The sequence below is a fragment of the Micromonospora krabiensis genome, assembly GCF_900091425.1.
GTDB classification, from domain to species: domain Bacteria; phylum Actinomycetota; class Actinomycetes; order Mycobacteriales; family Micromonosporaceae; genus Micromonospora; species Micromonospora krabiensis.
On the sequence record NZ_LT598496.1, the window covers coordinates 5,916,873 to 5,937,175 of the forward strand.

General features: G+C 73.2%; 18 protein-coding genes. 15 read left to right on the forward strand and 3 right to left on the reverse strand.

What is annotated here, in order from left to right; genetic code table 11:
• The first annotated feature begins 186 nt into the window (after positions 1-186).
• Positions 187-3,624 carry a phosphodiester glycosidase family protein gene (locus tag GA0070620_RS27205; RefSeq protein WP_091595509.1) on the forward strand — a complete coding sequence of 1,146 codons (3,438 nt, stop codon included), beginning with the start codon at positions 187-189 and terminating at the stop codon, positions 3,622-3,624.
• A 43-nt stretch (positions 3,625-3,667) separates the two neighbouring features.
• Here GA0070620_RS27205 and GA0070620_RS27210 read toward each other — a convergent pair whose 3' ends face one another.
• Entirely contained in the window at positions 3,668-4,564 is an 897-nt protein-coding gene (locus GA0070620_RS27210) for a phosphatase domain-containing protein (RefSeq protein ID WP_091595511.1), read from the reverse strand.
• Positions 4,565-4,859: 295 nt separating this feature from the next.
• On the opposite strand from GA0070620_RS27210, the gene rpmE reads away from it, so the two are divergent.
• On the forward strand, positions 4,860-5,084 hold the full coding sequence (gene rpmE / locus GA0070620_RS27215) for a 50S ribosomal protein L31 (protein WP_091595512.1): 225 nt from the start codon (positions 4,860-4,862) through the stop codon (positions 5,082-5,084).
• 114 nt (positions 5,085-5,198) lie between these two features.
• The gene (gene prfA / locus GA0070620_RS27220) at positions 5,199-6,287 is read left to right on the forward strand and encodes a peptide chain release factor 1 (RefSeq protein WP_091595514.1); all 1,089 of its coding nucleotides are present in this window, start codon (positions 5,199-5,201) and stop codon (positions 6,285-6,287) included.
• Between the two features lie 40 nt (positions 6,288-6,327).
• On the opposite strand, the gene GA0070620_RS27225 is transcribed toward prfA, so the two are convergent.
• A complete protein-coding gene (locus GA0070620_RS27225) occupies positions 6,328-7,878 on the reverse strand; it encodes a GGDEF domain-containing protein (protein ID WP_091595516.1) in 1,551 nt (516 codons plus the stop codon).
• Positions 7,879-8,011: 133 nt separating this feature from the next.
• Between GA0070620_RS27225 and prmC the strand changes: the two genes are divergently transcribed.
• From prmC to GA0070620_RS27245, 4 genes are all read left to right on the forward strand, one after another.
• The gene (prmC, locus tag GA0070620_RS27230; RefSeq protein ID WP_377520123.1) at positions 8,012-8,905 is read left to right on the forward strand and encodes a peptide chain release factor N(5)-glutamine methyltransferase; all 894 of its coding nucleotides are present in this window, start codon (positions 8,012-8,014) and stop codon (positions 8,903-8,905) included.
• On the forward strand, positions 8,884-9,546 hold the full coding sequence (locus GA0070620_RS27235) for an L-threonylcarbamoyladenylate synthase (RefSeq protein WP_377519962.1): 663 nt from the start codon (positions 8,884-8,886) through the stop codon (positions 9,544-9,546). The genes prmC and GA0070620_RS27235 overlap by 22 nt, the downstream gene beginning before the upstream one ends.
• On the forward strand, positions 9,546-10,157 hold the full coding sequence (locus GA0070620_RS27240; protein WP_091595520.1) for an arsenate reductase/protein-tyrosine-phosphatase family protein: 612 nt from the start codon (positions 9,546-9,548) through the stop codon (positions 10,155-10,157). Before GA0070620_RS27235 ends, GA0070620_RS27240 begins: the two co-directional genes overlap by 1 nt.
• Positions 10,158-10,294: 137 nt before the next feature.
• Positions 10,295-12,406: a transglycosylase domain-containing protein gene (locus GA0070620_RS27245; protein WP_091595522.1), complete on the forward strand. Its 2,112-nt coding sequence runs from the start codon at positions 10,295-10,297 to the stop codon at positions 12,404-12,406.
• Here the strand turns inward: GA0070620_RS27245 and GA0070620_RS27250 are convergent.
• Complete coding sequence (locus tag GA0070620_RS27250) at positions 12,381-13,874, reverse strand: SDR family oxidoreductase (RefSeq protein ID WP_091595524.1); 1,494 nt, start codon at positions 13,872-13,874, stop codon at positions 12,381-12,383. The two genes, GA0070620_RS27245 and GA0070620_RS27250, sit on opposite strands and share 26 nt — an antisense overlap.
• A gap of 35 nt (positions 13,875-13,909) precedes the next feature.
• On the opposite strand from GA0070620_RS27250, the gene GA0070620_RS27255 reads away from it, so the two are divergent.
• From GA0070620_RS27255 to atpA, 8 genes are all read left to right on the forward strand, one after another.
• On the forward strand, positions 13,910-15,199 hold the full coding sequence (locus GA0070620_RS27255) for a serine hydroxymethyltransferase (protein WP_197677483.1): 1,290 nt from the start codon (positions 13,910-13,912) through the stop codon (positions 15,197-15,199).
• A complete protein-coding gene (locus tag GA0070620_RS27260; protein ID WP_091595526.1) occupies positions 15,192-15,620 on the forward strand; it encodes a hypothetical protein in 429 nt (142 codons plus the stop codon). The genes GA0070620_RS27255 and GA0070620_RS27260 overlap by 8 nt, the downstream gene beginning before the upstream one ends.
• Before the next feature lie 192 nt (positions 15,621-15,812).
• Complete coding sequence (locus GA0070620_RS27265) at positions 15,813-16,049, forward strand: AtpZ/AtpI family protein (RefSeq protein WP_091595528.1); 237 nt, start codon at positions 15,813-15,815, stop codon at positions 16,047-16,049.
• Between the two features lie 11 nt (positions 16,050-16,060).
• A complete protein-coding gene (atpB, locus tag GA0070620_RS27270) occupies positions 16,061-16,858 on the forward strand; it encodes a F0F1 ATP synthase subunit A (protein ID WP_091595530.1) in 798 nt (265 codons plus the stop codon).
• A 67-nt stretch (positions 16,859-16,925) separates the two neighbouring features.
• A complete protein-coding gene (locus GA0070620_RS27275) occupies positions 16,926-17,162 on the forward strand; it encodes an ATP synthase F0 subunit C (RefSeq protein ID WP_091595532.1) in 237 nt (78 codons plus the stop codon).
• 29 nt (positions 17,163-17,191) lie between these two features.
• A complete protein-coding gene (locus GA0070620_RS27280) occupies positions 17,192-17,734 on the forward strand; it encodes a F0F1 ATP synthase subunit B (RefSeq protein ID WP_091595534.1) in 543 nt (180 codons plus the stop codon).
• A complete protein-coding gene (locus GA0070620_RS27285; RefSeq protein WP_091595536.1) occupies positions 17,734-18,555 on the forward strand; it encodes a F0F1 ATP synthase subunit delta in 822 nt (273 codons plus the stop codon). The genes GA0070620_RS27280 and GA0070620_RS27285 overlap by 1 nt, the downstream gene beginning before the upstream one ends.
• 93 nt (positions 18,556-18,648) lie before the next feature.
• Positions 18,649-20,301 (forward strand): F0F1 ATP synthase subunit alpha, encoded by a 1,653-nt coding sequence (gene atpA, locus GA0070620_RS27290; protein WP_091595538.1) that lies wholly within the window; start codon positions 18,649-18,651, stop codon positions 20,299-20,301.
• Positions 20,302-20,303 lie beyond the last annotated feature (2 nt).

Here is a 20,303-nt window from a genome sequence, read left to right on the forward strand (position 1 = left end):
CGCAGGTAAGGGGCACGGCCGTCGGGCCGTGCCCCTTTGCCGTGCCCGGCCGCCTGCCGGCGGCCACGCCGTCCGTCGCCCACCCCTGGACGCGCCGCCGGCACCCGCGACGGACGGGTGCAGCTTTCTTTCAGTTCATGTGGCGGGTATTGAAACTTCTATTCATCATCGGGTTGACTGTCGTCCATGCGTACCCGCAGACGATCCGCCCACCTCGCCGGCGTCCTGCTGTTGACGCCACTGCTCACCCTCGCCGGCCCGCCGCCGGCCACCGCCGCGCCGCCGAGACCCGCACCGGCAGCACCGACCGCACCGACCACCGCCGCCCCGCCGGCAACCGCCGCCCCGGTGGACGGCGTCGCCCCGGCCGGCGGGCTGGAGACCACGAAGACCACTCGGCCGGTCGCCCCCGGGGTGCGGCTGACCTCCTTCGACCGGTACGACGCCGATGGCTGGCTCCGCGCCGACGCGCTGACCGCCGACCTGACCGGCGGGGTCGCCGTCGACTACGTCAACTCGGGGGCGGTGAGCCGGGCGGAACCCCTGCGGGCCGCGGTGGACCGGACCCGCGCGGTCGCCGCCGTGAACGGCGACTTCTTCGACATCAACAACTCAGGGGCGGCGCAGGGCGTCGGCATCCGCGGCGGCGAGCTGATCCAGTCGGCGATCGACGGTCACCGCAACGCAGTGGCGGTGAGCGCCGAGGGCGTCGGCCGGGTGATCGAGGTGAACTTCGACGGCACCGCCACGCTACCCGGCGGGCCGGTCGCGCTGACCCAGTTCAACAACCTGGTGCGGGCGGGCGGGATCGGCGCCTTCACCGCGCTCTGGGGGACGTACACCCGGGAGCGCGCGGTGGCCGGCGCGGCCCGCGTCACCGAGGTCGCCGTCGTCGGCGGCCGGGTGGCCAGTGTGGCCCCGGCGGCCGGCAGCGGCCCGATCGCCGCCGGTACGACGGTCCTGCTCGGCCGGGAGGCGGGCGCCGACGCGCTCGCCGCGCTGCGCCCGGGCGACCCCGTGGACGTCACCTGGCGCCCGAAGGCCGCCGACGGCGGCGGCCTGCACGCGGCGGTCGGCGGTGGCAACGTGCTGGTCCGCGACCGCGCCGTGCAGACGATCGCCGACGCGGCGCTGGCGCCGCGTACGGCGGTCGGCTTCACCGCCGACGGGCGACAGATGATCATGCTGACGGTGGACGGTCGCCAGGTCGACAGCCGGGGCGTCACCCAGACCGAGATGGGCCGGATGATGGTCGAACTGGGCGCGCACCACGCGCTCAACCTCGACGGCGGCGGCTCGTCGACGCTGCTGGCCCGGGAGCCGGGCGCGGCGGTGGTCCAGGTGGAGAACAGCCCCTCGGACGGCTCCGAGCGTGCCGTTCCCAACGGTCTCGCCCTCTACGCCCCGCGCGGCAGCGGCCGGCTCACCGGCTACTGGCTGGAGACGGCCAGCGACCCCACCGCCGCGCCGGGTGTCTCGCCGGTGCGCGGCGGCCGGCCGGACCGGGTGTTCCCCGGGCTGACCCGTCGGCTCACCGCCGCCGGCTACGACGAGACGTACGGGCCGGCGGCCGGCACCCCGTCCTGGCGGGCGAACCCGGCCGACGGCGGCCGGATCGGCGCCGACGGTGTGTTCCGCGCCCTGCGCCCCGGCGCCGTGACCGTCACCGCCCGGCGGGGCACGGCCACCGGCACCCTGGGCCTCACGGTCCTCGGCCCGCTGGACCGGATCGACTCCACTGTGGAGCGGGTGGGCCTGACCGGGCGCGACGGCAGCGCGCTGCTCGGCGTGGTCGGCTACGACGCGGAGGGGAACACCGCGCCGATCGAGCCCGCCGACCTGCGCCTGGACTACGACCACAGCCTGCTGCGCGTCACCCCGACCGACGACGGCAACCTGACCGCGACCGCGCTCACCGACTCCGGCGCCGGCCTGATCACCGTCCATGTCGGACAGCACCGCACCGTGGTCCCCGTCACCGTCGGGCTGACCGACCAGCCGGTCGCCGGCTTCGACGACGCCGCCTCGTGGACGTTCAGTCAGGCCCGGGCCAGCGGCTCGGTCGCGCCGGTGCCCGGCCACACCGGCACGGGCCTGAAGCTGTCGTACGACTTCAGCCAGTCCACCGGCACCCGGGCCGCGTACGCCGACCCGCCGGCCTGGATCGAGGTGCCCGGCCAGCCCCAGGCGTTCGGCCTGTGGATCCGCGGCAACGGCACCGGCGAGTGGCCGAGCCTGCACCTGCACGACGCGCAGGACACCCAGCACGTGCTACGCGGCCCGTACGTCACCTGGACCGGCTGGAAGTATGTCGAGTTCGCGGTGCCCGCCGGCGTGCAGTACCCGGTGCGCGTCCGGCGGTTCTACGTCGCGGAGACCAACGCCGCCGCGCAGTACCGCAGCGAGGTCGTCATCGACGACCTGGTGGCCAAGGTGCCGCCCTCGGTGGACGTACCGGCCGAGGTGCCGTGCACCGACCGGGTGGTGCTCCGCGACGGGACGGTCGACGGCGCGCCGTGGCGGTTCGCGGTGATGTCCGACGCCCAGTTCGTCGCGGCCGACCCGGACAGCGATCTGGTCGCCCGGGCCCGCCGGACCCTGCGGGAGGTCAAGGCGGCGAAGCCCGACTTCCTGGTGATCAACGGCGACTTCGTGGACACGGCCTACCCGGCGGACTTCGCGCTCGCCCGGCGCCTGCTGGACGAGGAGCTGGGGGACGACCTGCCCTGGTACTACGTGCCGGGCAACCACGAGATCATGGGCGCCCCGATCACCAACTTCCGGGCCGCGTTCGGCGACACCGCCCGGGTCTTCGACCACCGGGGCACCCGGTTCGTCACGCTGGACTCGTCCACCGGTTCGCTGCGCGGCGGCGGCTTCGACCAGGTGCGGATGCTGCGCGAGGCGCTCGACGAGGCCGCCACGGACCGGCAGGTCGGCTCGGTCGTCGTCCTGCACCACCACCCGCCCCGCGATCCCAGCCCGGCCCAGGCCAGCCAACTCGGGGACCGCAAGGAGGCGGCGCTGGTCGAGGGCTGGCTCGCCGACTTCCAGCACCGCACCGGCAAGGGGGCGTTGTTCGTCGGCGGGCACGTCGGCACCTTCCACGCCGAGCGGGTCGACGGCGTGCCGTACGTGATCAACGGCAACTCGGGCAAGACGCCGTCCACCCCGGCGGACCGGGGCGGCTTCACCGGCTGGACGGAGTTCGGGGTCGACCCGGTGACCCCGGCCGAGGCCGACCGGGCGCGGCGGGACCCCCGGGCCGAGGGCCCGCGCTGGGTGGACGCGGAAATGCACGCGCACACCGACCGGGTCACGCTGGCCGCGCCGGCCCGCGTGGCGGTGGGCGCCCCGGTGCCGGTCACCGCCACCCTGACCCAGCCGGGCGGCCGTACGGTGCCGGTGGCGGCGCCGGTCAGCGCCGACTGGTCGGCCTCCCCGTCCGTGCACGTCGGCTCGGCCGCCGGCCTGCGTCCCTGGCACGCGGCCTGGTTCGACCCGGCGACCGGCCGGCTGGCCGCGCTGCGGCCCGGCGCGTCGGTGGTGCTCGCGGTGACCGTGAACGGTGTCCGGGCCGAGGCCACCGTCACCACCGCTCGGGCCGAGGCCCCCGCCGCGTGAGAGCGGGGAGGGGTCCCGTGCCCGGCGCGGGGCCCCTCCCGCCTCAGAAGTCGCCCTCGGCCACCTGGAAGACCGTGAGCCCCAGGGACCGCCACATGCGGACCACCTGCATCCGGTCGTCGAAGACGCCGACCACTCGGAAGCGGTCCCGGATCTCCCGTTCGTAGATCTCCCGCTTGACCACCGAGTCCTTGCGGGAGTCGCCGAGCGCACGGAGGTGCAGCGCCAGGTACGGCACCCGCACGTGCCGCTCCAGCCACGCCACCGTGTCCGCCCGGGCGGAGGCGTCACGGCCGGAGCAGAAGACGACGTCGTACCCGGCGGCGTGCATCGCCCGGACCGCCGCGATCACCGCCTCGTTGGGCCGGTCCTCGGCGACCCGGGTCATGTCGTAGGGGCTGCGCGAGACGTTCAGCGCCACTGTGCCGTCGATGTCCACGAGCACGATCTCCGGTGGCCCGGCCGACGTCTCCCGTACGCGGGCCGGCCGTCCCGCTCGGGCCTGCGGCACGGGCAGCGGCAGGGGCTTCCCCTCCAGGTAACGCTCGTGCAGGCGGCGGATCGCCGCCTCGCCGACCCGCTCGGCCTCCGGCCGCGCCGCGTCCCGGCGCAGGCACTCCTCCAGTGGCACGTCGGTGAAGTCGTGCACCTCGAACTCGGCCCCGTGGCGGGCGGCCAGCTCGGCCCAGTCCCGCAGCGTCCGGGACCGGAGGTTGGTGTCGTCCACGCAGACGTCGGCCCGGGCTCTCAGCAGGGCCTCGACCTGGGCCCGCTGGGCGATCGTCACCTGCGCCTCGGCCCACTGGGTGAACAACCGCTCGCCGTGCAGCATCCGGCGCAGATCGTCCCGGTTGACCCGGACGACGGACGGTTGGAGCGTCCGGGCGAAGCTGGTCTTCCCGGAGGCGGGCAGGCCTCGGGTGGCGATCAGGCGGGACATTCCGCTCACCTCCGTGTCGCCTCGACGCGCGGCCGGCGGGGCCGCCGTGCCCCGGGCGGGGCACGGCGAGGCTACCGCCGTGGCCGGTGAATGCCCGGCCCGAGGGCGGGAATGCGACGAGGACGCCGCGCGTTGTCGAAGCCGGACCAGCTGTGCGGCCCCCCGACGGGCCCGGCGCACGCCCATGGCACACTGGTCAATCGGCCACCGGTTCCGGTTCACGCCCGAGCCCGTCGCGCGGTGCGGCGGACGGTGACGGCGACCCGGCGACCACCGACGAAAGGACCGAGGCGACATGAAGCCCAACATCCACCCGGAGTACGTGACCACCGAGGTCCGCTGCTCCTGCGGCAACACCTTCACGACCCGCAGCACCGCCAAGGGCGGCGCGATCACGGTCGAGACCTGCAGCGCCTGCCACCCGTTCTACACCGGTAAGCAGCGCGTTCTCGACACCGCCGGTCGGGTCGCGAAGTTCCAGCAGAAGTACGCCAAGGTTCAGGCCAAGAAGGCCAAGTAACTGCTCGTTCGACGCCCGCGTCCGGTTTCCCACCGGGCGCGGGCGTCGTCCGTATGGCGCCCACCTCGGCGTGTCACCCCGCCCCGCCCCCACCGTCGAAGGAGCATCCGCAGCATGAGCAGCGAGCGTCTGGCCGCCCTCCTCGACGAGTACGCGGACCTGGAGAAGCAGCTCGCCGACCCGGCCATCCACGCCGACCAGGCGACGGCGCGCCGGATCGGTCGTCGCTACGCGGAGCTGGTCCCGCTGCACAAGGCGGCCGGTGAGCTGGCCCAGGCGCGGTCCGACCTGGCCGCCGCCCGGGAGCTGGCCACCGAGGACCCGTCCTTCGCGGCCGAGGCCGAGTCGATCGCCGCCGCGCTGCCGGCGCTGGAGGAGCGGCTCGCGGAGCTGCTCATCCCGCGCGACCCGCACGACGCCAAGGACGTGATCGTCGAGATCAAGGCCGGTGAGGGCGGCGAGGAGTCCGCGCTGTTCGCCGGTGACCTGCTGCGCATGTACACCCGGTACGCCGAGCGGCACGGCTGGCTCACCGAGGTGATCGACGCCCAGGACTCCGACCTCGGCGGCGTCAAGGACGTCTCGCTGGCCATCAAGACCAAGGGCGTCCCGGAGGGCGGCAACGGCGTCTGGTCCCGGCTCAAGTGGGAGGGCGGCGTGCACCGGGTGCAGCGCGTCCCGGTGACCGAGTCGCAGGGCCGGATCCACACCAGCGCGGCGGGTGTCCTGGTGCTGCCGGAGGCCGAGGACGTCGACGTCACCATCGACCCCAACGAGCTGCGGATCGACGTGTTCCGCTCGTCCGGCCCGGGCGGCCAGTCGGTGAACACCACCGACTCGGCGGTGCGGATCACCCACCTGCCGACCGGCATCGTGGTCTCCTGCCAGAACGAGAAGTCGCAGCTGCAGAACCGGGAGCAGGCGATGCGGATCCTGCGGGCCCGGCTGCTGGCCGCGGCGCAGGAGCAGGCCGACGCGGCGGCCTCGGACGCGCGCAAGGCGCAGGTGCGGACGGTGGACCGCTCGGAGCGGATCCGCACCTACAACTTCCCGCAGAACCGGATCACCGACCACCGGATCGGCTACACCGCGTACAACCTGGACCTGGCCCTCGCCGGTGACCTGGACGGCGTGCTCGACGCCCTGGCCGAGGCCGACCGCACCGCCCGCCTCGCCGGCGACACGGAGCTGACCCGCCGCTGATCCGCCGGCCCACCGCCCACGCGGACGGACGTGGCCCGGGTCAGGACGCGCGGGGGCGGGACTTGGCGCGGAGCATCTCGCGGTCGGCGACCTCGAAGGCGGTGCTGAGCGCGTCGCGGAGCGCCGACCCGGTGCCGGCGACCTCGGCGAAGCCGATGCTCACCCCGACCGGGGTGCCCGGCACCAGCGCCTCCCAGTCCTCACCGGCCACCGCCGCGCCGATCCGCCGGGCGACCTCGGCCGCCTCGGCCATGCCGGCGTCGGGCAGCACCACGACGAACTCGTCCCCGCCGTAGCGGGCCACGAAGTCGCCCCGGCGCATCACCCGGTTGATCACCCCGGCGATCCGCTGGAGCACCAGGTCGCCGGAGTGGTGGCCGTGCCGGGTGTTCACCGCCTTGAAGCCGTCCAGGTCGCAGACGCCGATCACCACGCGTTCGCCCCGCGACACCACGGCGGCGATGTAGCGCTCCAGCCGGCGCCGGTTGGGCAGCCCGGTCAGCGGGTCGGTCAACGCCTCACCCTCGTAGCGCGCCGCCTCCCGGCGCATCTCCTCGTGGTCGATCCGCGCGGCGATGCCGTCGATGTAGACGTCCCGGAGGCGGTCGTTGCGCTGCGCCGCGAGCCGGAACGCCAGCCGGTCCACCCGGTGCGCGGCGGCGTGGTCACCGGCGCGGGCGAGCGCGATGCTGCGCAGCCGGGCCGGCTCGGCCGCACCCAGCGTCTCGTTGGAGACGTGGACGGAGTCCAGCCGGGTCACCGCCTCGATCGGCCGGCCGGCGGCGATGGCGAGGCACACCTGCCCGAGGTCGCGCATGTCCCGAGCGCGGGCGCTGTCACCGCCGTGGGCGAGCAGCCGGGCCGGGTCGGTGTCGCTGCCGGGCTCGATCTCGTCGCCCAGGGCGGCGCGCCGGGCGGCCGCGTAGCCGTACGCGGCGAGGCTGCTCGGGCGCAGCTGGCCGGCCCGCCCGCTGCGCAGGAACCGGCCCAGGTCGGCGGCCACGTCGCGGAGCACCCGCAGGCAGCCGTCGCTGTCCCCGTTGTGGTCGAGCGCGACGGCGTTGCGCAGCCGGATGCCGGGCGCCGCGAAGGTCTCCTCGGGGATGCCGGCGGCCAGGCCGAGCTGGCGGGCGCGTTCGATCGCGCCGAGGGCGTAGCCGTGGAAACTGAGGTAGGAGTAGGCCATGGCGAGGTCGTGCCAGCCCCACGCGGTGTCCCGGTCCGGCTCCTCCACCGCGCCGAGCGCCCGGGCGGCCCGGACGAGGTGGGTGACGCAGCGGTCCAGCGCGCCCTGGTGGTGGGCGGCGAGCGCGGCGAGCGCGTTGAGGTGGCCGTGCAGGTAGGGCTCGGCGAGGTCGCGGACGGCCGCCGACGCCTCCTCGATCGCCCTGGTGAACTCGGCGGTGCGCCCGAGATTGATCAGAGCGGAGAGGCGCTGCACGAGGGCGTCGGCGCGGGTGCGCGGATCGGTGGTGGTGCGGAGCACGCGCTCCAGCACCGCGTAGCCCTCGGCGCTCCGGCTGGCCTCCTGCAACGCCCGTGCCTGCGTCAGCGCGTCAACCTGGTCTTCGACCCGGTCGAGCCAACCCACCAGCGACCTCCTGTCGGTGTGCGCCTGGACGCACCGGCTCGTGACGTGACCCGCGACGCTTCATGATTATGTCGTGACCATCGAGCCGCAACACCCCTCCGAAGGGTCGAAACGGTACCGGCCCTCGGTGGCGGTGGCCAGAGCCGCACGCGCACTGGCCGACGCCGGCGTGGAGGCGGCCCGCGCGGAGGCCGAGCAGTTGGCCGCGTACGTCCTGGCGGTGCCGCGGGGCCGGCTGGCCCTGGCCGACGGGTTCGACCCGGACCAGCTGGCCGCGTTGGACGCCCTGGTCGGTCGGCGGGTGGCGCGGGAGCCGTTGCAGCACCTGACCGGCAGTGCGGCGTTCCGGCACCTGGAGCTGGCGGTGGGCCCGGGCGTGTTCGTGCCGCGGCCGGAGACCGAACTGCTCGCCGGCTGGGGCATCGAGTGGGCTCGCCGAGCCGCGCCGCCGGGCCCGCTGGTCGTGGACCTGTGCAGCGGTTCGGGTGCGATCGCGCTCGCGGTGGCGCAGGAGCTGCCGGCGGCGCGGGTGGTGGCGGTGGAGCGGTCCCCGGAGGCGCTGGACTGGCTGCGCCGCAACGCGGCGGACCGGGTCGCCGCGGGGGACCGGCCGGTCGAGGTGGTCGAGGCGGACGTCACCGCCCCGGACCTGCTGGCGGACCTCGTCGGGCAGGTGGACGTGCTGCTCTGCAACCCGCCGTACGTGCCGGCCGACACGGTGGTTCCCCCGGAGGTCGCCGGGCACGATCCGGCGGAGGCGGTCTTCGGCGGCGTGGACGGGCTCACGGTGATCCGTCCGGTGATCGCGCGCGCGGCGGCGCTGCTGCGCCCCGGCGGGGCCCTCGGCATCGAGCACGACGACACGCACGGCGCGGACGTGCCCGCGCTGCTCGTGGCCGACGGCCGGTTCACCGACGTCGTCGACCACCCGGACCTGACCGGCCGGGCCCGATTCGCCACCGCGTCCCGCAGGTCGGACGGCCGTCGCCCCGACTCCGGCCGGGCGTGGCAGACTGGCTCCTCGTGATGCTCTACGACTGCCGGTCGCCCGCCGATCGGGACCGCGGCATCGCCGCGGCGATCGAGGCGGTCAAGAACGGCGAACTGGTCGTCCTGCCGACGGACACGGTTTACGGCATCGGCGCCGACGCCTTCACCCCGTACGCGGTGAAGGCCCTGTTGGACGCCAAGGGCCGGGGCCGGCAGATGCCGCCGCCGGTGCTGATCGGGTCGCGGAACACCCTCGACGGCCTGGTCTTCTCGCTGCCCCGGGCCGCCCGCGACCTGGTCGAGGCCTTCTGGCCCGGCGCGCTGACGATCGTGGTCGAGCACTCGCCGAGCCTGCAGTGGGACCTGGGCGACAAGACCGGGACGGTGGCGGTGCGGATGCCGCTGCACCCGGTGGCGCTGGAGGTGCTGCGGGAGACCGGGCCGATGGCGGTCTCCTCGGCCAACAAGACGGGCCAGCCGGCCGCGGTCACCGCCGAGGAGGCGCGCGACCAGCTCGGCTACTCCGTCCGCGCCTATCTGGAGGCGGGCCCCTGCCCGGACCCGGTGCCGAGCACGATCGTCGACCTCACCGGCGAGGTGCCGCAGGTGCTGCGCCAGGGCGCGATTCCGTTGGAGAAGCTCCGCGACGTGGTGCCGGACATCGTCGAGGGGGCCTAGTGCCGCCGTTCACCGTCCTGCACGTCTGCATGGGGAACATCTGCCGGTCGCCGATGGCCGAGCGGCTGTTGGCGCTGGCCGTGCGGGACCGGCTGGTGCGGCGTGGCGTGGACCCGGCCGGCGTCGACGAGCTGCTGCACAGCCACAGCGCGGGCACCGGCGGCTGGCACGCGGGCGAGGAGATGAACCCCCCGGCGGCGCGGCAGGTGGTCACCCGGGGCGGTGACGTCGAGGGGTTCGCCGCCCGCAAGCTCCGCTCCGACCACATCGACGCCGCCGACCTGATCCTCACCGCCACGGCCGACCAGCACGAGTACGTGCTGGCGCTGCGCCCCGACGCGGCCGGGCGCACCTTCGTCCTGGGTGAGTTCGGCCGGCTGCTGGGCACGGTGGACGCGGCCGGGCTGCCGCCCGCCGAGGCGACGCCGGAGGCCGTGTACGCGCGGGGCGTGGCGCTCGTGGCGGCCGCGCACGGGTCCCGGCGGGGCGCGGGGGCGCTCTCCACCGACGACCTGGACGATCCGTGGGGTCGCGGCGACCAGTGCTTCAGCCGGGTGGCGGACGAGATCGAGGAGACCGTTCAGCCGCTCGCGGCTGTCCTCCTGCCCTGAGCGACCGGTGGCTCGTCCCGCCCCGGAGTGACCGCCTCGCGAAATTCCTCCGGGTTTGGTGAAAACCGGGGGAGATTGGGACCTTCCGGGTCATTCTGAACGGGTCCAAGCGTGACCGGCTCCTGCGGGGAGAGCTGATGATCCGGGCCCGACTCGACAAAGTGGTGACCGTGCTGATCGCCGGCGTGCTGGCCGGACTGGTACTGGCCATGGCCGCCCTGCCGGTCGCGCTGGTCTTCGGGATCGGCTTCAGCGCGCTCTCCACGCCCTACTCGGAGCTGCCCAACACGCTGCGTACACCGCCCACGGCCCAGCGCACCAACCTCTACGCCAACGACGGGACCACCCTGATCACGTCCTTCTACCAGGAGGACCGGGTGGACGTGCCGTTGCCGGAGGTGGCGCCGGTGATGCGGCAGGCGATCATCGCCGCCGAGGACGTGCGCTTCTACCAGCACAGCGGCGTCGACCTGCGCGGGGTGGCGCGGGCGTTCACGGTCAACCAGCGCGACGGCCAGACCCGCCAGGGCGCCTCGACGCTGACCATGCAGTACGTCCGCAACGTGCTCAGCAGCGACCCACGGCTCACCGAGCGGCAGCGGCAGGCGGCCACCGAGGTGACGACCGCCCGCAAGGTCCAGGAGATGCGGTACGCGCTCGCCCTGGAGCGCGAGCTGAGCAAGGAGGAGATCCTCGCCCGCTACCTGAACATCGCCTACTTCGGCGCCGGGGCGTACGGGATCGCCGCGGCGAGCAAACGCTACTTCTCCACCGCCCCGGCCGACCTGACCATGGCCCAGTCGGCGCTGCTCGCCGGGCTGGTGCGCTCCCCGCACACCGACGACCCGATCAACGGCGACGCGGACGCCGCCCTGAGTCGCCGGGCGTACGTGCTGGACCAGCTGGTGGAGACCGGGCAGGTCCCGCCCGACGAGGCCGCGCGGGCCAAGGCCGAGCCGTTGGGCCTGCGCCCGAGCGAGACCCCGAACGACTGCACCGCCGTGCCGGAGGCGCACAACGACTGGGGCTTCTTCTGCGACTGGTTCACCCGCTGGTGGCGTACGCAGTCGGCGTTCGGATCCTCCGCCGAGGAGCGGTCGCTGTCCCTGCGCCGGGGCGGTTACTCGGTCGTCTCGTCGCTCGACCCGGCCGTGCAGCGGGCCACCGTCGAGCAGGTGCTGCGGGTCTACCCGGTGACGGACCGCCGGGCGGCGCCGACCGCGGTCGTCCAGCCGGGCACGGGGCGAGTGCTGGCCATGGCGGTCAACCGCACCTACAGCGTGGACGACAACCCGGCCGGGCAGAAGAACCGCCCCAACACCGTCAACCAACTGGTGGCCGGCGGCGGTGCGATCAGCGGCTACCAGGGCGGGTCGACGTTCAAGCTGTTCACCATGCTCGCCGCGCTGGAGTCGGGTCTGCCGCTGCGGACCGTCTACGACGCGCCCGGCCGGCTGGTCACCCGCTTCCCGGTGACCGGGGCGGCGAGCTGCGGCGGCCGGTGGTGCCCGGAGAACGCCTCGGCGTCGATGGACGGCCGGCAGGACATGTGGACCGCGTTCGGGCTCTCGGTGAACACGTACTTCGCGTGGTTGACCGAGCGCGTGGGCGCCGACCGGGTGGTCGAGATGGCCGAGCGGCTCGGCATCACGTTCCGCGCCGACGAGGACGCCCGGCTGGCCCGCTACGGCGCGAAGGACTGGGGGCCGTTCACCCTGGGCGTCTCGGCCACCACACCGCTCGACCTGGCCAACGCGTACGCCACGGTGGCCGCCGAGGGCACCTGGTGCGCGCCGTCGCCGGTGATGTCGATCAAGGACGCGTCGGGTCGGCCGGTGGACGCGGGGGCACCGGACTGCCGTCAGGTGGTCGACGCCGAGGTGGCCCGGGCGGCGGTCGACGCGGCCCGGTGCCCGGTGGGCGACCAGTCGATGTACCAGGGCTGCGACGGCGGCACGGCGGACGACCTGCGCACGCGGCTCGGGCGGCCGGTGGCCGGCAAGACGGGCAGCTCCGACCGGTACGCCACGGAGACCGTCGTCGCGTTCACGCCGCAGCTGTCGGTGGCCTCCATGGCCGCGAACCCGGACGACCCGCGCGACCTCGTCGGTAAGGCCGTCCAGGCCCGACTGGTGGACGCGGTCGGTGAGGTGCTCTCGTTCGCCCTGCGCGACCAGCCGGTACGCGACTTCGTGCCGCCCAGCGAGCGGACCGCGTTCGAGGTCACCGGCGCCCGGGACGGGAACTGATCCCCACCGGCTCCTGCTCGGCGCCCCGGGCGATGTTGCGGGCCATCCCGCCGAACACGGCCGCGTGGAACGGCGCCACCGCCTTCCAGTAGGCGTGCCCGGGTAGCCCGCGCGGCAGGAACACGGCCCGCTGGAGGTAGCGGCTGCGTCCGTCGTCGGTGGGCAGCGCCCGCATCTCCAACCAGGCCCGGCCGGGCAGCCGCATCTCCGCCCGCAGCCGCAGCAACTCGCCCGGCACGATCTCCTCGACCCGCCAGAAGTCCAGCGCCTCGCCGACCTGGAGCCGGTGCGGGTCGCGCCGTCCACGGCGCAGCCCGACGCCGCCGACCAGCCGGTCCAGCCAGCCCCGCACCGACCAGGCCAGCGGGAACGAGTACCAGCCGTGCTCGCCGCCGACCCCCTCGATCACCCGCCAGAGTGCCTCCGGTGGCGCGTCCACCGCCCGTTCCCGCAGGTCGGTGTAGGCGGTGCCGCCGGACCAGGCGGGGTCGCTGGGCAGGGGCTCGGCCGGCGCGTCCGGGATGCTCGCGGTCGACCAGCGGGTCTCCACCTGCGCGTCGCGCACCTTTTCGAGCGCGAGTTCGACGGCGCGGTCGAAGCCGGTGAGTCCCTGCGGCGGGTCGGGCACGTACGCGGCGATGTCGTGCTCGTGGGCGACCGCCTCGTGGATGAGGCTCTCCACCAGCGGAGTCGCGATCTTGTTCGGTACCGGGGTGACCAGCCCGACCCAGTACGACGAGAGCTTCGGGCTCAGCGGCCGGACCGGCACGATGATCCGGGGCCGCAGCCCGGCCACCCTGGCGTACCGCTGCATCATCTCGCCGAAGGTGAGCACGTCGGGGCCGCCGATGTCGAACCCGCGGTTCACCTCGGGCCCCAGGTCGGCGCAGCCGACCAGGTAGCGCAGCACGTCCCGGACCGCGATGGGCTGGATCCGGTTGCGCACCCAGCGGGGGGTCACCATGGCGGGCAGCCGCTCGGTCAGGTAGCGCAGCATCTCGAACGAGGCCGAACCGGAGCCGATGATCACCGCGGCCCGGAGCACGGCGGTGGGCACGCCGCTGTCGAGCAGGATCCGCCCGACCTCGGCCCGGGACCGCAGGTGCGCCGAGCCCGGCCCGCCGTCCTCGGCGGGCTGCGGGCCACCGAGGTAGACGATCCGGCGTACGCCGGCGGTCCGGGCGGCGGTGGCGAAGGCCTCCGCGGCCTCGCGGTCGGTCTTCTCGAACCCGGCCTGGCCGAGGGAGTGCACCAGGTAGTAGGCGACGTCCACGTCGGCGAAGACGGCCGGCAGGGTCTCCGGTCGACGCAGGTCCCCCTCGACGACGTCGACCTGGCCGGCCCACGGCACGTCCCGCAACCGGCCGGCGTGCCGGGCCAGGCAGCGCACCTGGTGACCCTCCGCCAGCAGCCGGGGCGCGAGCCGTCCGCCGATGTAACCCGTGGCGCCGGTGACGAGGCATCTCATGGTTCCCAGTCTGCGGCCGCCTAGACTCCTTCGTCGTGGACACCGTGACGAGCACCTTCTGGGGGCCGGATTTCGACGAGCTCCGGGCGACCGACCCCGAGATCGCGGGTGTCGTGCTCGGTGAGCTCGACCGGCTGCGCGGCGGGTTGCAGCTGATCGCCAGCGAGAATCTCACCTCGCCGGCGGTGCTGGCCGCGCTCGGCTCGACGCTGACCAACAAGTACGCCGAGGGCTATCCGGGGCGCCGGTACTACGGCGGCTGCGCCGAGGTGGACCGGGCGGAGGAGATCGGCATCGCCCGCGCCCGGGAGCTCTTCGGCGCCGAGCACGCCAACCTCCAGCCGCACTCCGGCGCCAGCGCCAACCTGGCCGCGTACGCGGCCCTGGTGCAGCCGGGCGACACGGTGCTCGCGATGGACCTGCCGCACGGCGGCCACCTCACCCACGGCAGTCGGGTGAACTTCTCCGGCAAGTGGTTCGCCACGGTCGGGTACACGGTGCGGCCCGACACCGAGCTGATCGACTACGACGAGGTCCGCGACCTGGCCCTGGCACACCGACCGAAAATGATCATCTGTGGGGCGACCGCCTACCCGCGGCTGATCGACTTCGCCCGGTTCCGGGAGATCGCCGACGAGGTCGACGCCTACCTCATGGTGGACGCCGCGCACTTCATCGGGCTGGTCGCCGGCGGGGCCATCCCGTCGCCGGTGCCGTACGCCGACGTCGTCTGCTTCACCACGCACAAGGTGCTGCGCGGTCCGCGCGGCGGCATGATCCTCTGCCGCGAGTCGCTGGCCCAACGGATCGACAAGGCGGTGTTCCCGTTCACCCAGGGCGGCCCGCTGATGCACGCCGTGGCGGCGAAGGCGGTGGCGCTGCGCGAGGCCGCCCAGCCGGAGTTCCGCACGTACGCCGCCCAGGTGGTCGACAACGCCCGGGCCGTGGCGGCCGGGCTGGCCGCCGAGGGGATGCGCCCGGTGTCCGGTGGCACCGACACCCACCTGGCCCTCATCGACCTGCGCGAGGTGGGGGTGACCGGCGCGGACGCCGAGGCCCGCTGCGACACCGCCGGGATCACGCTGAACAAGAACGCGATCCCCTACGACCCGCAGAAGCCGATGGTCGCCTCCGGAATCCGGGTGGGCACGCCGAGCGTCACCACGCAGGGCATGCGCGAGGGGGAGATGCGCCGGGTGGCCGACCTGATCGCCCGCGCGGTCCGAACCGACCCGGCGGCGGCCGGCGGCACCGACGAACTGGCCCGGATCGGGGCCGAGGTGGCCGAGCTGGTCGCGGCGTTCCCGGCGTACCCCCGTGGCTGAGCCCACGGCCCGCGCGGCGGCGGCCGAGGACCGGGGCTGGCGGCTGCGCCACCTGCCGGTGCTGCTCGCCGCGTCGGCGGTCATGGCCGCACTCGGCGCGGTGGTCGGCGGGGTGACCCGCGGCGGCGACGCGGCGCTCGGCGCCGCCGTCGGGGTGGGGATCACCGCGCTCAGCTACACCCTCACGACGGTGGTGCTGGCCTGGGCGGACTCCCGGGACACTCAGCTCGTGCTGCCGTTCGGCCTGGGCCTCTACGTCGCCAAGTTCACGTTGCTCGGCGCGGTCATGGTGGCGGTGGCGTCGACCGGCTGGCCCGGCCTGATCCCGCTCTGCCTGGGCATCGCCGCCGGGGTCGTGGTGTGGACCGGCGTGCACATCTGGTGGCTGACGACGGTGCACGCGCGGCGAACGCGAGGCTGACCGGCCAGGACTGACGCGCCGTCCCACCTGTCGGTACGGCACGCCGATGTGTCCCCGATCGGTCATTCTCTCTCGCTCCGAAGGGGAGTACCGTGCCTCCAGACGAGTTCGCCCGCCCGTGTCCCACACAACCAGGTTGTGCGGGGGGTGAGGCACAGCCTCGTCCACTCGACTGATATCGTTCGCCCCGTCATGGCCGGTGACCAGAAACCCCCCAGCGCTGGCGGCCCGGGCGACGTTCCGTCCGGTGCCGGTCAGGGCTGGACCGCGCTCAGCTACCTGATCGCGGGCATGCTCGTGTGGGGTTTCATCGGCTGGCTGGTCGACCGGTGGTTGGACACCGGTGGTGTCGCCACCGGTATCGGCATCGTGCTCGGCATGGCCGGGGGAGTCATCCTGGTCATCCGCAAGCTCGGCACGCCTCAATAGGAAGGGACGCGGTGAACGGAGCGTCGAACGTCCTGGCACAGGGCGAAGTCAACTTCCCACCCAGTGTGGAGGACTTCTACCTGCCCAGCATCGTGCCGTGGGGCGCCCACAACAACTACTGGTTCACCAAGATCACGTTCATGGTGTGGCTGGCGGTCGGGATCCTGATCCTGTTCTTCCTGCTGAGCTACCGGAACCCGAAGCTGGTGCCGACCAAGAAGCAGTGGCTCGCCGAGTCGATCTACGGCTTCGTCCGCAACAACATCGCGGTCGACATGATCGGGCACGCGGGCGTGCGGTTCGCGCCGTACTTCACGACGCTCTTCTGCTTCGTGCTGCTGACGAACTTCTTCGCGATCGTGCCGCTCTTCCAGATCTCGCCGAACTCGCACATCGCCTTCCCGGCGTTCCTCGCGCTGATCAGCTATGTGCTCTTCAACTACGTCGGCATCAAGCAGCACGGCTTCGTCAAGTACTTCAAGAACGCGCTGGTGCCGCCGGCGCCCTGGTACATCCTGCCGCTGCTGATCCCGATCGAGGCGTTCTCGACCTTCCTGGTCCGGCCGTTCTCGCTGGCCGTCCGTCTCTTCGCGAACATGTTCGCCGGCCACATGCTCCTGCTGGTCTTCACGCTCGGCGGCTTCGCGATGCTCAACGCCAACGCGCTGCTCGCACCGATCTCGGTGGTGTCCTGGCTGATGACCATCGCGTTGACCTTCCTCGAGTTCCTGGTGATCGTCCTGCAGGCCTACGTCTTCACGGTGCTCACCGCCAGCTACGTGCAGGGCGCGCTCGCCGAGGAACACTGATCCACTCGCACCAACCGTTGTCGTCCCGCGTGAGAGTCACGCGTGATAACCAGGAGGAACCACACCAATGGACGCTAGCGTTCTCGCCGCGGTAGAGGGCAGCACCGCCGCCATCGGCTACGGCCTCGCGGCCATCGGCCCGGGCATCGGCGTCGGCCTGGTCTTCGCCGCCTACATCCAGTCGACCGCCCGCCAGCCGGAGTCGTCGCGGATGACCCTGCCGTACGTCTGGATTGGCTTCGCCGTCATCGAGGCGCTGGCCCTGCTGGGCGTCGCGTTCGGCTTCGTCTGGTCCGGCGCCTGATCCCGTCCCTGTAGACCGGGAGGTCATCCATGTACCAGCTGCTCGCCGCAGAGGGTGGTGAGGGTGGCCACAACCCGATTCTCCCGCTCTGGCAGGAGATCGTGGTCGGTGGCATCGCCTTCATCGTGCTCTGCTTCGTGCTGATGAAGTTCGTCTTCCCGCGCATGGAGCAGACGTTCCAGGCCCGGGTCGACGCCATCGAGGGCGGCATCAAGCGCGCCGAGGCCGCCCAGGCCGAGGCGGGCCAGCTGCTCGAGCAGTACCGCGCGCAGCTCGCCGAGGCGCGCACCGACGCCGCCAAGATCCGGGACGACGCCCGGGCCGACGCCGAGGGCATCCGCCAGGACATCCTCGCGAAGGCGCGGGAGGAGGCCGACCGGGTCATCCAGGCCGGCAAGGACCAGCTCGCCGCCGAGCGGGCCACCATCGTGCGCGAGCTGCGCGCGGAGGTCGGCACGATCGCGGTCGACCTGGCCAGCAAGATCGTCGGTGAGTCGCTCGCCGACGAGGCGCGTCGCAAGGGCACCGTCGACCGGTTCCTGAGCAGCCTCGAGAGCACGGGGGCCCGCTGATGCAGGCCGCCAGCCGGGAGTCGTACAAGATCGCGGCCGAGCGCCTCGACGCGTACGTCCGCGGCGCGGAGCCGTCGGCGGTGGCCACCACCGCCGACGACATCCTCTCCGTCGCCGCCCTGCTGCGGCGGGAGCCGCGGCTGCGCCGGGCGCTCTCCGACCCGGCCCGCTCCGGCGAGGACCGCGCCGGCCTGCTGGAGAGCGTGCTCTCCGGCAAGATCGGCGCGGACGCCCTCGCCCTGGTCGGCGCGCTGGTCTCCGGCCGCTGGTCCGCGCCCTCGGAGCTGCTCGACGGCACCGAGCGGCTGGGCATCGAGGCGGTCCTGGCGGGCGCCGACATCGCCGGTGAGCTGGGCGAGGTCGAGGACGAGCTGTTCCGCTTCGGGCAGGTCGTCTCCGGCACGCCCGAGCTGTCCAACGCGCTCTCCGACCCGATGGCGCCGGTCCAGCAGCGGGCCGCCCTGGCCGACGAGCTGCTCGCCGGCAAGGCCCGTCCGGTCACCGGCTACCTCGTCGGGGCGGCGCTCGCCGGCTTCGGGGGGCGCTCCTTCGTCGGTGCGCTCACCCGGCTGGTCGAGCTGGCCGCCGATCGGCGGGACCGGCAGGTCGCGTACGTGACCGTGGCCGCCCCGTTGAGTGACGAGGAGGAGCAGCGGCTGGGCGCTCGCCTCTCCGCGATATACGGTCGGGAAGTGTCCGTCCGACAGACGGTGAACCCCGACGTTCTGGGTGGCGTGAGCGTGCGGGTCGGCTCCGACCTGTACGACGGGACCGTCCTTCGCCGCCTCAACGAGACCCGCAACGCGCTCGCGAAGCGCTGACCGGCTCCGCCGCTTAGCGCCCCGAACGACAGACGCCATTCGGACCGGTCGGTACTAGGTATCCCGGGCCCCTGATACATAAGGAAGCAGAGGATGGCCGAGCTGACCATCTCGACGGAGGAGATCCGCGGCGCCCTGGAGCGCTACGTCTCCTCCTACTCGTCCGCCGTCTCCCGCGAGGAGGTCGGCACCGTCGCGGACGCCGGCGACGGCATCGCCCACGTCGAGGGCCTGCCCTCGACCATGACCAACGAGCTCCTGGAGTTCGAGGACGGCACGCTCGGCGTGGCGCTGAACCTCGACGTCCGGGACATCGGTGTCGTCGTCCTCGGTGACTACAGCGGGATCGAGGAGGGGCAGCGCGTCAAGCGCACGGAGCGGGTGCTCTCCGTGCCGGTCGGCGACGCCTTCCTCGGTCGCGTGGTCAACGCGCTTGGCCAGCCCATCGACGGCCTCGGCGACATCGCCAACGAGGGCTACCGCGAGCTGGAGCTCCAGGCCCCCAACGTGATGTCCCGGCAGTCGGTGTTCGAGCCGCTGCAGACCGGCATCAAGGCCATCGACGCCATGACCCCGATCGGCCGGGGCCAGCGTCAGCTGATCATCGGTGACCGGAAGACCGGCAAGACCACCGTCGCCCTGGACGCGATCCTCAACCAGCGGGACAACTGGCGCTCCGGCGACCCGACGAAGCAGGTCCGCTGCATCTACGTCGCGATCGGCCAGAAGGCCTCCACCATCGCCTCCATTAAGGGGACGCTGGAGGAGGCGGGCGCGATGGAGTACACGACCATCGTCGCCTCCCCGGCCTCCGACCCGGCCGGCTTCAAGTACCTGGCGCCCTACACCGGCTCGTCCATCGGGCAGCACTGGATGTACGGCGGCAAGCACGTCCTGATCGTCTTCGACGACCTGAGCAAGCAGGCCGAGGCGTACCGGGCCGTGTCGCTGCTGCTGCGTCGCCCGCCGGGCCGCGAGGCCTACCCGGGTGACGTCTTCTACCTGCACTCCCGCCTGCTGGAGCGCTGCGCCAAGCTCTCCGACGAGCTGGGCGGCGGTTCGATGACCGGTCTGCCGATCATCGAGACCAAGGCGAACGACATCTCGGCGTTCATCCCGACCAACGTCATCTCGATCACCGACGGCCAGATCTTCCTGGAGACCGACCTGTTCAACCAGGGCGTCCGTCCGGCGATCAACGTCGGCACCTCGGTCTCCCGGGTCGGTGGCGCCGCGCAGGTCAAGCCGATGCGGAAGGTCGCCGGTTCGCTGCGGCTCAACCTGGCCCAGTACCGCGAGCTGGAGGCGTTCGCCGCCTTCGCCTCCGACCTGGACAAGGCCTCCCGCGCCCAGCTGGACCGTGGTTCCCGCCTGGTCGAGCTGCTCAAGCAGGCGAACTACTCGCCGTACCCGGTGCAGGAGCAGGTCGTCTCCGTCTGGGCCGGCACCGAGGGCAAGCTCGACGACGTCCCGGTCGGCGAGGTCCGCCGCTTCGAGTCCGAGTTCCTCCAGTACCTGCGGCACAAGCACGCGGGCGTCCTGGCCGGGATCGCGGACAACAAGTGGGACGACGACATCATCGCCTCGCTCGACGCCGCCATCACGGAGTTCAAGCAGGTCTTCCTCGGCAAGGAGGACGAGCGCCAGGTCAACGACGCGCCCGCCGCTCCGCTGGAGGGCGACGAGAACCGCGAGACGGTGACCCGGTTCCGCGACGGCGCGACCGACCGCCCGGCCGAGAGCTGATC

Excerpts from the sequence above, each read along its gene's own strand:
- GA0070620_RS27205 (WP_091595509.1), top strand. The coding sequence starts at position 187 with ATGCGTACCCGCAGACGATCCGCCCACCTCGCCGGCGTCCTGCTGTTG.
- GA0070620_RS27210 (WP_091595511.1), bottom strand. The coding sequence starts at position 4,564 with ATGTCCCGCCTGATCGCCACCCGAGGCCTGCCCGCCTCCGGGAAGACC.
- rpmE (WP_091595512.1), top strand. The coding sequence starts at position 4,860 with ATGAAGCCCAACATCCACCCGGAGTACGTGACCACCGAGGTCCGCTGC.
- prfA (WP_091595514.1), top strand. The coding sequence starts at position 5,199 with ATGAGCAGCGAGCGTCTGGCCGCCCTCCTCGACGAGTACGCGGACCTG.
- GA0070620_RS27245 (WP_091595522.1), top strand. The coding sequence starts at position 10,295 with ATGATCCGGGCCCGACTCGACAAAGTGGTGACCGTGCTGATCGCCGGC.
- GA0070620_RS27250 (WP_091595524.1), bottom strand. The coding sequence starts at position 13,874 with ATGAGATGCCTCGTCACCGGCGCCACGGGTTACATCGGCGGACGGCTC.
- GA0070620_RS27265 (WP_091595528.1), top strand. The coding sequence starts at position 15,813 with ATGGCCGGTGACCAGAAACCCCCCAGCGCTGGCGGCCCGGGCGACGTT.
- GA0070620_RS27275 (WP_091595532.1), top strand. The coding sequence starts at position 16,926 with ATGGACGCTAGCGTTCTCGCCGCGGTAGAGGGCAGCACCGCCGCCATC.
- GA0070620_RS27280 (WP_091595534.1), top strand. The coding sequence starts at position 17,192 with ATGTACCAGCTGCTCGCCGCAGAGGGTGGTGAGGGTGGCCACAACCCG.
- GA0070620_RS27285 (WP_091595536.1), top strand. The coding sequence starts at position 17,734 with ATGCAGGCCGCCAGCCGGGAGTCGTACAAGATCGCGGCCGAGCGCCTC.
- atpA (WP_091595538.1), top strand. The coding sequence starts at position 18,649 with ATGGCCGAGCTGACCATCTCGACGGAGGAGATCCGCGGCGCCCTGGAG.